The 13978-nt window shown below is 36.5% G+C and carries 7 protein-coding genes; 3 read left to right on the top strand and 4 right to left on the bottom strand.

The features are described from left to right. The first annotated feature begins 207 nt into the window (after positions 1-207). Together IEW45_RS03660 and IEW45_RS03665 are read left to right on the top strand one after the other, a co-directional pair. Positions 208-8106, top strand: a complete 7899-nt coding sequence (locus IEW45_RS03660; RefSeq protein ID WP_188619878.1) for a LamG-like jellyroll fold domain-containing protein — start codon at positions 208-210, stop codon at positions 8104-8106. Positions 8107-8194: 88 nt separating this feature from the next. Further along, positions 8195-9106, top strand: coding sequence for a leucine-rich repeat domain-containing protein (locus tag IEW45_RS03665; protein WP_188619879.1), 912 nt, complete (start codon positions 8195-8197; stop codon positions 9104-9106). A gap of 94 nt (positions 9107-9200) precedes the next feature. On the opposite strand, the gene IEW45_RS03670 is transcribed toward IEW45_RS03665, so the two are convergent. Then, complete coding sequence (locus IEW45_RS03670; protein ID WP_188619880.1) at positions 9201-10007, bottom strand: ferritin-like domain-containing protein; 807 nt, start codon at positions 10005-10007, stop codon at positions 9201-9203. Between the two features lie 23 nt (positions 10008-10030). Further along, entirely contained in the window at positions 10031-10789 is a 759-nt protein-coding gene (locus IEW45_RS03675) for a ferritin-like domain-containing protein (RefSeq protein WP_188619881.1), read from the bottom strand. Between the two features lie 451 nt (positions 10790-11240). Here IEW45_RS03675 and IEW45_RS03680 point away from each other — a divergent pair, with 451 nt between their 5' ends. Then, a complete protein-coding gene (locus tag IEW45_RS03680; RefSeq protein ID WP_188619882.1) occupies positions 11241-12266 on the top strand; it encodes a LacI family DNA-binding transcriptional regulator in 1026 nt (341 codons plus the stop codon). A 45-nt stretch (positions 12267-12311) separates the two neighbouring features. On the opposite strand, the gene IEW45_RS03685 is transcribed toward IEW45_RS03680, so the two are convergent. Further along, positions 12312-12590 carry a hypothetical protein gene (locus IEW45_RS03685; protein WP_188619883.1) on the bottom strand — a complete coding sequence of 93 codons (279 nt, stop codon included), beginning with the start codon at positions 12588-12590 and terminating at the stop codon, positions 12312-12314. A gap of 50 nt (positions 12591-12640) precedes the next feature. After that, complete coding sequence (locus IEW45_RS03690; protein WP_188619884.1) at positions 12641-13969, bottom strand: serine hydrolase domain-containing protein; 1329 nt, start codon at positions 13967-13969, stop codon at positions 12641-12643. Positions 13970-13978 lie beyond the last annotated feature (9 nt).

Consider the following 13978-nt stretch of genomic DNA (forward strand, 5'->3'; position numbering starts at 1 on the left):
TTACATTAAAGTACTTTTTAATCGCTTTTTAACGATGTTTTCAGTGAGTATTTACTTACGTAATTATACCTGTTATCTTATGGTTAAAAAACCACTGCCATACTTAACTGTAAACTAAAGTTTTGGTAAAATTCACGCTTGTGCTAATACTTAAATTTGGCGCCAAAGAAAAATTAATAATCTTTCACTTTTAATCAACACAACACAATGAAAAAAAGCATTCTATTTATTAGCTTGCTGTTTTCGCTATGTATTAATTTAAGTTTACATGCGCAAACACCATTGCCCGGAGACTCGCTGGTCTATGGACCAATGTTCAGTCCGGTTTACGAAAACAAAGTTAGAGTTTGGGTTCTAACTAAGAGCAACACAGGCTCAGGAGATGAGCTTTCTCTATCCATGACGGGACAATCTGCACCGAGTGTGGAACTAACAGGAACGGTTTTTAATTCTGATGACAGATTTGACTACAACCTGAGATCTTTTGAATTTTCCAATTTAACAGAAGGTGAAACATTCACCGCTACACTATTAAAGAATGGTGTTGCGACAGAAAGAACATCTACTATTGAAAACGGACAAAACATTATTGATGATTTCTCTTTCTTAGCAGGAGGATGTGCGAGAATTTATGATACTTCTCGTTGTATTGACTATCCGGAATCTACCACTCATATAAATGGTGATCCTGAGATGTTCAATCACATGGCTGAAGAAGACAGTGATTTAATGGTTTGGTTAGGAGATGCTGTTTACCTTTTAGGTTTAGAGCATGCTCAGGGTAACTGTCCTGATGGTACACTTGATGACTGGCATGATAAAGACCAGGCGTTTTTACGCTATTACTGGTACAGACAATTTCATGACAACCTGTTAATGTCGATGCCTCAATTGGCAATTACAGATAACCACGATACAGGTTCAAATGAATTCAATAAAAACCTACCGGGTTTACCTGCTACAAGAGAGGTATTCCAAGAGTGGTGGCCTAACCCTGAGTACATGAGTACAGAGGAAGGTGACGGGCTATTCTCTTCTTATGTATATAAAGATGTAGAATATTTTTTAACAGATAACAGAAGCTACCGTGAAAGTACATCTCAGCATTTTGGAGATGAGCAGTTAGATTGGTTAAAAGAAGGTCTTTTAAACTCTACTGCCACATTCAAAGTAATAATAAACGGTACACCTACTTTCAGACCAATAGGAGGTAGAAACTTTAGTGTAAGTTCTCAGGTTGATGAACTTTTAAACTTTATTAAAGACAACAATATTAACGGTGTACTTTCGTACTGCGCCGATATTCACGACCAGCGTTTTATGGTACGTGAAATGGATACTAAATATCCTCTTTACGATATCATGTCAGGAAACCTTAACTCTGATATAGGAGGTAATGGTGAAGCAGGTAACTATAGTGTAAATTATAACGCAGGTAATGATATACTAACAGGAGTAAAACACGCTTACGTTAGAACATCTGTTTACGGTGATGAAGGTGACAGAAGACTTAAAGTAGAATATGTAGGTTTTGACGGTGAAACGTTCTTTGAGGAGATAATCCACGAAGATATGTTAACAAGCCAAAATACAGATGCTTTAAACCTTTCATTAAGTTTTACTAATAATTTAGATGATGCTTCTCAGTACACACATACAGTTGCAGGAAGTGACTTTGTTTACGGAGCAGACAGAGAAGGTAATGCTAACGAAGCTTTAGTAGTAAATGCAAACTCATCATTCAGTGTACCAAATGCAAGTTCATTAGATTTTTATAATGAAGCATATAGCATCAGCTTTTGGGTAAACCCGTCAGAGTTTACTGCTAACGGCGGTACCATTCTTTCAAACGGTAGTGCAGATGCAGGTATGTCTTTCGGGATTTCTGCTGCAGGAAACTTAACGTATACTAACCATGCTAACGGAGAAGAACTGGAAAGTTCGCTTAACCTTTTAGCTAATAACTGGTCGTTTGTAACATGGAAGTATAACAACGTAAGAAAAAAACTTTCTTTATACTATAACGGCTTCCTTACCCAAACCTGGGATAACGTAGAGTCGCCTGCAACTTCTGTAGCAGACTTTACCATAGGTAACAACTTTGAAGGAAAACAATTTATAGGTAGCCTTGACGAAATTAATGTATATGGCAGACTAATACCTGATGCTGACATTTTAACTGAAGCTGACCCTGAAACGAACAGAGGAGGTATGCTTAGCTTAGATGGCTCGCAGCAAACTATGATTGACGGAACTGTAACTAACGCAGCTTTAGCTAATGACTTTACTATAGAGTTCTGGGCTAAACTAAATGCAGACCCTGGGACTAACAATAAAATATTTTCAAGTAACGGTCGTGTAAACAACCTTTCTACAGGAATATCTTTTGAGTTTCCTTCAAGCAACAAATTAAACGTTGTTGTAGGTAACAACGGTTCAGGATGGGATGCTATTTCTGAGCAGGGAGAAGCATGGAATGTAGGGGAGTGGAACCACGTTGCAGTTACTGCTACTGTTGGTGGTATGTTACAATACTATGTTAACGGAGAGTTTGTAGCAGAAATGAACTACGGCGGTTACGTTCCTAACGATTATGGTTTAGGCTTTGGTTACAGCCCTTATTATGGAGGTTCTGTACAAGCTGAAATGGACGATATAAGAATATGGGAAAGAGCTTTAACTGCTGAAGAAATCACAGAAAGTATGCACTACATACTTCAGGGAGATGAAGAAGATTTAGCTATATACTACGACTTTACATCAGAAGAAGAAGAGGTTACAAGCCTTGTAAGTTTAGGTAGTGTAAACTATGAACTTGATATTACTTCTGCTGCACTGGTTACAGCAACTTCTCCTATAGGAAACATTCCTGTAGAATACAGAGATGCTGTATCAGGAAAATGGAGCCAAAATAATGATGTGACACTTTACGGTTTAAGCTTACCGGGCAATATTACTGCTTATAATAGTAATATAGTGGTAGGTAAACAGGAAAATGCTGCTATAGCAGAAGCAACATCTTTAGAAGATGTGTTTTACTTACAGGGCGGTTGGAAAGTAGACCCATTAAACAGCCCGTTAGCCAATGTAAGCATAAACCTTAATGAAGCATTAGGAGAAAATGCTGCAGAGGTAATAAACGCAGCTAACCGTTACTACTTAATAACAGCAAACGAAGAAGGTACAGAGTTTTCAATTGTAAGCGAAGGTAATTTTGATGGTGCAAATGTAAACTTCTTTAATGCTACTTTAATAGAGTCAGTTTACTACTTAGCATGGGAAGAAGGTGACTTTACTCCCGGCAGAGGTGGTGCAATGGCACTGGCTAACGACCATGATATTCATGTTCACTATACTTCTCCGGAAATTATATTTAACGGAGCACACACTATAGAAATGTGGGTAAATCTTCCGTCGCTTGATACTTCAAACGGTAAAACTATTATTTCTAACCATGGTAGAATTAATAATAATACTACCGGTATGACAGTAGAATTAAACGGTAACGGAACTTTATCAGCAGTATATGGTACAGGTACACCTAACTGGGTTAAAGTAACAACTGCAGAACCGTTAGAAGTTGGCGAGTGGAACCATATTGCAATAACAGCAGTAGCAGGTGGAGAATTAAAAATTTACCTGAATGGAGAACTAAGCCAGTCTAACTCGTTTGATGCTTATACATCAAACAACACATGGGACTTTGCTTTCGGTACAAGTATTAACTACGGAGGCGAATACATTTATACAATGGATGAATTCCGTATGTGGTCAGAAGAAAGAACTCAGGAAGAAATTGTAGCAAGTATGCACAACATGCTGGATACAGATGATGAAAACCTTAAATTCTACTATACTTTCGACCAGGAAGATACCGGAATGTTAGTAAACAATGGTGTAAATACTGATGAGGTAGCATATACAAACGCTTCAGTTATTGGTTCTACAAGCCCTGTTGCAGATATGGATGAGGACTATGAAAGCTCTGTTACAGCAAGCTGGAGTTATACTAACGAAGAGACTAACGGTATGTATGTAGCTGATGCTATTTCAAGTTATGCTCAGAACATAGTATTTGGTAGAAATAATGATAATACTATACTTGAATTAGAAGGTACAGAAGAGGAAACTCATTATGCAGCAGGAGGATGGCAGTTAAACACTCTTAACATAGAAGAGGCAAACATTGCTGTTAAACTATCAGAAGTATTTGAAAATGTTGAGATGGTAAATGCTACAGTAGCAGACTACCTATTAATAAAAGGCGACCCGCAGGATGCATACGAAACAGTTGCAACAGGTTTAGAAGAAGATGGGGTAGTTACTTTTGAAGTTTCTGCGTTAACACAAGGAGTATACTACTTAGCATACGAAATTGATGAAGAAGCAGCTATTGCAGCACAAGGTGGCGTTATAGACTTACCGGGTTCTCATGAAGTATACATACCGAAAGAAGGTGTTAACCAGGCTCTTTCAGGTGAGTTTACTATAGAACTTTGGGGTAAACTAAACGCTCCTGCCGGAAGCAACACTAAACTATGGGGCTTTAGCCACTATGGCGGTGGAGAATATGGTATAGAAATGGAATTCCTTTCTAACCAAACACTTGAAACTACAAGAGGAGCAGGTTCAGGATGGCAACACTTAAATTCTGACCACGTTTGGAATGTGGGTGAGTGGAATCACGTTGCAGTAACGTTTGTGCCAAACGGAAGCTATAAGTTTTACGTTAACGGAGAGCTTGTAGACTCTATGGAAAATGCCGGTACATTCCAGGAAAACACATATGACTTAGCATTAGGTAAAAATATTTTTAATAATGCACCTACTAATTCATCTATAGATGAGTTCCGTATCTGGACAAAAGCTAAAACTCAGGAAGAGATTAAAGCTGATATGTACCGTACTATTACTGCAGAAGATGAAAACCTTGCTTATAACTATACCTTCAATCAGGAAGATAGTGGTTACTTAGTAAACTCAGGTACAGAAACAGTTGAGGTTGCTTACGCTAATGCAAGTATAGCACCGGCAACAACTCCTGTACGCATTGCAGAAGCACCGTTTGATGCTAAAGTTACCGGTAACTGGAGCGTTATGAATGATAAAACAAATGGGCTTCACTTTGGTAATGTTATTACTGACTATGACAGAAACGTAGTTATAGCAAGAGAAGAAGGTAATGAAGTGTTACCTACAATTGACAACGAAACATCAAGCCAGTATTATCTAAGCGGTCGTTGGGTTATATATCCTTTATTTATCAATTCAGGATCACTAAAAGTTGATCTTTTAGAAATATTCGAAAACCTGAATCAGGTAGAGTTAATTGCAAATGATTACTTCCTGCTTAAAGGAGATCCTTCTACAGCTGTAGAAGTGTTTGCTACAGGTACTAAAGAAGGTACAATTGTAACTTTTAACAACGTAACATTTGACGATGAGCCTGTTTATTTAGCATGGACTAATATTGATGAGTACCCAATGGGAACCTTCCCTATTGCATCCGGTGGATTATGGAAATATAACGATACTGGTGTAGATTTAGGTACTGATTGGAAAAACACTGATTATGATGATAGTGAGTGGGCATTTGGTAACGCAATATTAGGTTACGGAGACGGAATTGAATCTACTACATTAGACTACGGAACTGATGCTGATAACAAATACCCTACATACTACCTGCGTCACACATTTAACGTAGAAGACGCAAGCCAGATAGGTTCATTAGTATTTAATACTATGAAAGATGATGGTGTTGTAGTATATGTAAACGGCGTTGAAGCGTTTAGAGATAACATGCCGGAAGGTGAAATTACTTATAACACTTACGCAACAAATGCAATAGGTGGTGCTGATGAAGAAGCTTGGACAGAAGTTATGATTGAAAACTTACTTCAAAACGGAGAAAACGTAATTGCAGTAGAGTTACACCAAGGTTCAGCAGGTAGTTCTGATTTACGATTTGATATGGAAGTAAACTACACACTTCCTGCACTTGAAGTTACAGATTATCCTGTAGCTAAAGATGAAGAGTGGTATTTCCTTGATAACGGCAGTGATCAAGGTACTGAATGGACTGCAACTGAATTTGATGTTATACCATGGAGCAGAGGTAACGCTCCTTTCGGATACGGAGATGTTGTAAACACTGAAATCTCTTATGGTCCTGATTCTAACAACAAATACATAACTTCTTACTTTGTTAAGGACATTAATGTTACTTTAAGCGAATTAACAAGTGAAGTTGAGTTTGGTTTAAGAAGAGATGACGGTGCAGTAGTTTATGTAAACGGTGTTGAAGTATTCAGGCAAAACATGCCGGAAGGGGTTGTTGATTACGAAACATCAGCAATAAACGCTATAGGCGGTATAGATGAGAATATTTATCACATTGCTCAGGTGCCAAGTTCAGCATTTGTGGATGGTGTTAACAGAATTGCTGTTGAATTACACCAGGCAGGCGGAACAAGTTCTGATACACGATTTGATATGTATATTAAGAATGTAGAAGACCTTGCAATTGATTGTGAGGAAGAGCACGTAGGCTGCTTTACTTCAATTGACCCAACATCGCAAACTACAAACTTAATTATTGCTGAAGAGCATGATTTCCAAATGCTGTTTAAAGAAGGTGATGCTTATATCACAGGGGGCGGTACAGTAGCAGGTAATAATGACTTTACTGCTTATGTGCCAATAAACGGAAGCAGTGAGGAAGGATACCTTTCTGTTAACCATGAAAACACACCGGGTGGAGTATCTATTGTAGATATTCATTTAAATACTGAAAACCAACTTTGGGAAGTAGATGACAGTCAGCTTGTAGATATGTATAACGATGCGCTGGTTACAACAACAAGAAACTGTTCAGGTGGTATTACACCATGGGGAACTATAGTAACTGCTGAGGAAACCATGAATACAGGAGATGTAAATAACGATGGTTACCAAGATGTAGGATGGTTAGTAGAAATAGACCCTGTAACTGCTGAAGTAGTAGATTATGACGGAGATTCTCAACCGGATAAACTATGGGCTATGGGTAGAATGAACCACGAGAACGTAGTAATATCTCAGGATGGTACTACTGCTTACTATGGTGAAGACGGAGGAACACACTGTATGTACAAATACGTTATGGATACTCCTGGTGACTTGAGTGAGGGTACAGTATATGTATTGAAGTTAGAGCTGCCACTTTCAGGTAACGATCCAAGTTCTTCTACAGGAGAATGGATAGTAGTTCCTAACGATACTCAGGAAGACAGAAACAACCTAAGCACAGTAGCATCTAACGTTGGTGGTACGTCATTTAACGGTGTTGAAGACGTAGAAATAAGTCCTATAGATGGTAAAGTTTACTTTGCAGCTAAAGGTCTTGACAGAGTATACAGATTTGTTGACGAAGGTAATACCTTCCGTGAATTTGAAACTTTTGTAGGTGGTATGAGTTATAGTGTAACTACTGCATCAGGCGAGCAAACTGAGCCTTGGAGCAATGGTAACGACAACCTTACTTTTGATGATAAAGGAAACCTTTGGGTATTACAAGATGGTGGTAACAACTATATATGGGTTGTAAGACCGGATCATACACAAAGTACTCCTAATGTAGAACTATTTGCTTCTATGCCAATAGGTTCAGAACCTACAGGTTTAACATTTACACCTGATTATAAATACGGATTCTTCTCTGTACAGCACCCTAGCTCAAGCAACACTCCGCAGGAGGATGCAACAGGCGAGGAGGTTACATTTAATGCTTCTGCTTCTATAGTATTTGCATTAGAAAATAATATTGGAGAAGTTCCTGCAGGAATAGCTAATCCTGATGTTACAGAGGCAGGTATTATGGTATATCCTAACCCTGCTGATTCAGAACTAAACATTCAGTTTAATTCAAACCTGACAGGCGAGAAAGTTACTGTTACAGTTTATGATATTTTAGGTCATGAACTTACCAATGTAACTAACGCTATTGAGGGCGGATTACAAACTGTTAAGTTAAATGTAAGTGCTTTTGCTAGTCAAAACCAAGTATTAGTACTTAACGTTAAAGTAGGAGAAACTGTTCACCACTTTAAAGTATTAACTAAGTAATTAGTTTTTAATTGATAAGAAGGAGCCGGCGTTTAGCCGGCTTCTTTTATTTAATTTTGTATTTGTGTACAATAAATATTTTATGATAATGAAAAGAGCAGTTATAGTAGTATTGCTTGTTGTTTTTGCTTTACCATTAGTACAGGCGCAAAATGCCAACCCGTTAAGGGATGATGTTTTAAATGACCTTTCTAAAGCCTTATTAAAACCGGATGCTGTTACACAGCTTAGCCTGAGAGACCAAAGTTATTATTATGTGCCTAAAGACATAGCAAAACTGAAAAACCTTGTCTTTTTAAACCTGATGGGGAATAATTTAGAAGATTGGGGTTCGAGTATTTTTACTTTGAATAAACTAGAGGTTTTAAATGTAAAGCAAAATGAATTGACTTATATTCCTAATGAAATTTCAAACCTTAATAAACTAATTCGTTTAAACCTTTCTAATAATAAATTTAAAGAATTGCCTGAAGCTATTGGAGAGTTAAAAGAGTTACGTTTTTTGCACATTTCGTTTAATAATATAGCCAGAGTAAACGCTGCTATTGAAAACTGTAATAATTTAGAGAGCTTAGAGATTGATAATAATCAATTAAGTTTTTTACCAAAGGAAATAGCTAAACTGAAAAAATTGAAAACGTTAAACTTAGGGTATAACCAGTTTCATGAGTTTGAAACAACGTGGTTAAATCTTACAAACTTAGAGGTGCTTAACCTTGAAAATAATAAATTGAAGAAAATTCCAGCTTCAATAAAAGAACTTAAAAGCCTAAAAACACTTATTGTAAGTAATAATGAACTTACAGCTTTGCCTGATGAAATAACACAACTTGAAAACTTAGAGTTATTGATTTTATCTAAAAATAACCTGATTGCTTTACCTGGTAATATAGCTGAGCTTAAAAATTTGAAAACACTAATTTTAGTAGATAATCCTGTTTCAAAAACTGAAAAGGAAAGAATAAAAAAAGCGTTGCCAAACTGTAAAATATATTGGTAATAATACTAAAGTAATAAACAATAAAAAAGCCTTAGTGTACACTAAGGCTTTTTTATTTATACTAAACTAACTTGCTACGTATGTAGCAGTGTTTTTATACTATAAACAAGTTTGCAATAGTAGTAGCTTCATCTCCTGTAAGTATTTCATCAAAAGACTCTGAACCTGCTATTGCAGGTATACCACTAACAGAAGTAGTATCAAAACCTGCTTGTATTGTGTTTTCTTCTCCTGCATATACTGCATCCGCAGCAGCAGGGTGACCGCCTTGGTCATTACCCGGAATCCAACCTTTAAGGTTTCTCAATCGTCTTACCTGCGAAGCATGTCTTGCCTCTACAGAGTGTATTTGTAAAGCCGCTTTCAACAACCCCGGTTCCGTCATTAAATTACCTGCCTGCCCTTTGTAGGCACGTACTCCGGTATCTTCAAAAGCCTGGGCTAATGCCATAAATTGCATATAATCATTAAAAGGGTCAAATGTTCCGTCTGCGGTGAAATCAAATGTTGGTTTTTCAGGAGCAGCATCACCTAAAGCATTCATTAAAAACTGCACGTGTGCTGATTCATGCTGACCGATTTGTTCAAATACTGTTCTGTCTTCGGCAGGTATTAAACCATTTGTATCCAGTGCCATTGCATAGAATTCATCTTCTAAATATTCCAATGTTAAAGCCAGTTGTAGTGCTGAAGTTGGTGTAGCAGCTGTAGACATAGCCGATGCGCTTGTTGCTGCATTTGCCTTTTGCGGAAACAATACCGAGGCAAGCCCGAAAGGTATTGCTGCCATTGCAGCATTAGTACCTACTTTTCTAAACTGGTTAAAACTATCTCTGCGGGAACCCTTACTATTTAATACATTATCGTCAGTAAGAGATTCTATAACTTTCATAATATTCATAATCTTGCGTTTTAAAGGGTTAATTAAGGTAAGTACATTGCAGTAAAATCTGTTTGAATAAAGTTTAGATCTGATACTGCACTAATAATCTGTGATGGCATTTGCGATACATCTAAACCATTAGCATCTACAATATCATTTCCTGCAAAGTCTGCTGAACCTGGGTTCAGTAAGTCTCTTATCGCCGCGGCATGTCTTGCTTCAACCGATACTATTTTACCTGCAATAACTAAGTAATCAGGAGTGTTTATATACTGCCCCGCACCGTTATATGCTGATACTCCGGTATCCTCAAGCGCCTTTGCGGTGGTAAGTACACTCATTCTGTCGCTAAAGTTCAGGTTACCATAATCAAATTGTAAGTCCGGAAGTACACGTTCAGGGCTGTCTTGTAATGCACCTGAAATAGCTGTTCTAAAAAACTCTCTGTGTATCACCTCATGGTTGTAAAGGTCTTCAAGAATTTGTTGCTCTTCGTTATTAAAAGTTGAGCCGAAAGTATTACTGTTTACCACTCTTGTATAAAAATCAGCTTCAAGCTGTTCCAGTGCATAGGCATAAGTAAGTATACCTAAATCACCCCCACCAAGGTCAAACACACCATTCCTTACACCTGGTAATTGGTTGTCTTCAGGTGGTGAGCCTCCACCGTCATCATCACTACTACACCCTGTCAATATTAGTCCTGTACTGGCAACAGCCAGTCCGCTCATCTTTAAGAAGTTTCGCCTGCTGTTTTGATTACCTTGGCTAACCTCTTTTACTTCTACTTTCTTTCTCATAATAAATTATGTTATGGGTTAATAATTATCAAAATTGGATTTACCAGGTTTGATGTTTTTCAAAGTTAATTTTACTTACGGCGGTAAACTGTTAATGGTTTTTAAGAAGTTTTAATTATTTACTCTTTTTAAGATTTTTTTAGCAAATAAGAAATCTTTATTTAATTAATTCCTTGGTTTTATAGGTAGTTTATGAGCTTTTCTTTTATAATCTCTTCGTAACATTAATTTAACAAATGATAAGGGTGGGTTTTGTGAAAATATTAACGTTTTAAAAACACTTTTTTAAATCTTTACATACGGTTGCTGTATTATAATACCTACATTTTTTATGGTTAAATTCCTGTTTCTGGTTTATTATTAATACAAATAGCGATAATATTTATAACACATAGAAAATAAATTTTCGTAAAATTTTCGCTATTTTTACAGGACATAAAATCATCAGGATATGAGACAAAAAGCTACCCTAAAGCAAATTGCTAAAGAACTGAATGTTTCGGTGTCTACTGTTTCCAAAGCATTAAGTAACAGCCCCGAAATAAGTGAGCCTACTAAAAAAAGAGTGCAGGAATTTGCGAAGCTTAAAAACTATAAACCCAATAATATAGCGGTAAACTTAAAAAGCAAACGCTCTAAAACCATTGGGGTTATAATACCTAATATCCTCAACCCGTTTTTTGCAAAAGTGTTTAGTGGTATAGAAAAAGCTGCCAATGACAGGGGCTATAATGTTATTACATGTATATCTAACGAGTCGTTAAAAAAAGAAGAACACGCTATGGATATGCTTAGTAACGGTACTATAGATGGTTTTATACTTTCGATAGCTGAAGAAACACAGGCAGAGCAGGACTTTAAGCACTTTAATGAAGCTATAGCGGATGGTATACCTATTGTAATGTTCGACAGAATTTCTGATGAGGTAAACTGTGATAAAGTAATTGTAGATGATTTTGATTCTGCCGTATATGCTGTTAACCACTTAATAAAATTACAGACTAAAAAAATAGCATTACTTTCTACTATTGATAACCTTAGTGTGAGTAAATTAAGAGAAGATGGATACAGGAAGGCACTAATAGATAAGGGCTATGAGATAGATGAAGATATAATCATACTTACTGATAATACGGAAGAGTTTGACGAAAAGCTGGATGCGCTTTTTGAAAATAATAAATTTGACGGTGTTTTCGCTTTAGATGAGCATGCATCTGTAATGGCTATGAAAAAGGCTATTAAAAAAGGAATTAAAATACCTGAAGAGTTAAACGTAATAGGCTTTGCTGATGGGGTATGGTCAAGAAGGTTAACGCCAAGCCTTTCTACCGTTAGCCAGCATGGTCCCGAAATAGGTGAGGCTGCTGCCGAAATGCTTATTAACCGTTTGGAAGCAAAAGAAGGAGAAGAGCCGGAATTTGTTACTAAGGTTGTAAAAACAGAACTAAGGCAACGCGACTCTACCAGAAAGTTATAAAAAAACAGCCTGCTTTTAAGCAGGCTGTTTTTTTATAATATATTTTTAAATTGAAAGGTAATTATAAACTCCAAAACCTATGGTCCAAGCAATAAATATACCCGCTATAGCTATTCTTTTGTAGTTTATTTTTTCTGCTTTTCTATCATCTCCAAACTTTAAATAAGCTAAAAACGAAGCTAAACCAATAAAACTCACAGTAATTGCTAAAACAATATTTGGATTTAAATCAATAATTCTGTCTTTAATAGTAATAAATAGGAATAACAACATAAATATCACTATAGCATATTTGTTTTTTTGTACAAGCGAGTTGCTTTTCATAACAAGTAATTTTTTATTTTGAATAGCAGCAAATGTATGAAAATACTCTTTTACTCTCTTGTAAATTCATTAACCATACCACCCTGTTTAATAGTAAAGCCATTCTCTTTAAAAATGATGGTTATTTGTGCAGGGTCAAAAGTAAACTCGGTATCGCTTACAGGGTTTAGGGGGAAAGCACCTTGCCCCGTTGCCTGTGCCATTAGCTTGTTACTTTCAGTGTCATAAGTAATAGTGATTTTTAAAGGTATGGTAGGAGAGGAGTATAACCCTTCATATCCTTTAAGTATCTCAGGTGCTACATTCGCTGTTTTTAGGTTAGGGAATTTATAAGGCATTTTGTAGTATATGCTAAGTATACCTATCAAAATTTCGTTATAGTCATAATTACTTCCGTTAATAATAAGCGAAATAGCAAACTCTTCTTTAGGGTAGTAGCCCAAAATTGAAGTGAACTCTTCTATACCCCCGTTATGTCCGTAAAATTTACGTTCTCCGAAAGGAAATATAAAAATACCTTTACCGTACCCAAAGTCCATTTCCAGCATTTCATCAAGTGATTTTTGTTTGATAATATCACCTTTAAAAAGTGCACGAATAAATTTAGTTAAATCTTCCGGTGTACTTTGCAATGCTCCTGCAGCGCCAGCAACAGATTCATTCCATTCCTCCTGCTGTATCCAGTTAGTACCATCAAAACCGTATGAAAAAGCCTCGTTTTGTTGCGGATTTATTTTAGAGAAATAATCTGTGTTTTTTAGTTTTAGCTTTTTAACTATCCTTTTTTCAACCGCATCTTTATATGGTTTACCGGTAACCTGCTCTATAATATAGCCTAACAGTAAATAATTACTGTTACTGTAATCTGCTGTAGTGCCGGGCTTAAATGCAGGTTCAAAAGCAGCAATCTGCTCAACCATTTCTTTATGACTCATTTTGCTGCCGAGGTATGCCATAAAAGCCCCGTCATTAGTATAGTTAAAAATACCACTGGTATGGTTCAGCATATTTTTAATAGTAATACTGTCTGCATTTTTTATTTCAGGGAAGTACTCCGAAAGTTTAGTGTCAAAAGATAATTTTCGTTCTTCTATAAGTTGAAAAATTATAGAGGCAGTAAACATTTTAGTAATAGAACCTATTTTGTACTGCGTTTCGGTATTAGCTTCAATGCCGTTTTTAACATCGGCATAACCGTAAGCTTTCTTAAAGATTACTTCATCTTTTTCCTGTATTGCAACCGAACCCATAAACTTATCATTCTTATAAAAATGGCTAAGTAAGCTGTCAATTTTTATAAGTCTCGGATTAATGTTTTGCGCTGTTGTAGTAGCCGTATAGCTACATACAATTAAAAGCGTCAGTATATATTTTTTCATGTTGGAAAT

It is taken from the genome of Flavobacterium suaedae, from assembly GCF_014642915.1.
In the GTDB taxonomy this organism is placed as follows: domain Bacteria; phylum Bacteroidota; class Bacteroidia; order Flavobacteriales; family Flavobacteriaceae; genus Flavobacterium; species Flavobacterium suaedae.

Bases quoted from the DNA above. Each gene is read 5' to 3' on its own strand.
- IEW45_RS03660 (WP_188619878.1), top strand. From the start codon at position 208: ATGAAAAAAAGCATTCTATTTATTAGCTTGCTGTTTTCGCTATGTATT.
- IEW45_RS03665 (WP_188619879.1), top strand. From the start codon at position 8,195: ATGAAAAGAGCAGTTATAGTAGTATTGCTTGTTGTTTTTGCTTTACCA.
- IEW45_RS03670 (WP_188619880.1), bottom strand. From the start codon at position 10,007: ATGAATATTATGAAAGTTATAGAATCTCTTACTGACGATAATGTATTA.
- IEW45_RS03675 (WP_188619881.1), bottom strand. From the start codon at position 10,789: ATGAGAAAGAAAGTAGAAGTAAAAGAGGTTAGCCAAGGTAATCAAAAC.
- IEW45_RS03680 (WP_188619882.1), top strand. From the start codon at position 11,241: ATGAGACAAAAAGCTACCCTAAAGCAAATTGCTAAAGAACTGAATGTT.
- IEW45_RS03685 (WP_188619883.1), bottom strand. From the start codon at position 12,590: ATGAAAAGCAACTCGCTTGTACAAAAAAACAAATATGCTATAGTGATA.
- IEW45_RS03690 (WP_188619884.1), bottom strand. From the start codon at position 13,969: ATGAAAAAATATATACTGACGCTTTTAATTGTATGTAGCTATACGGCT.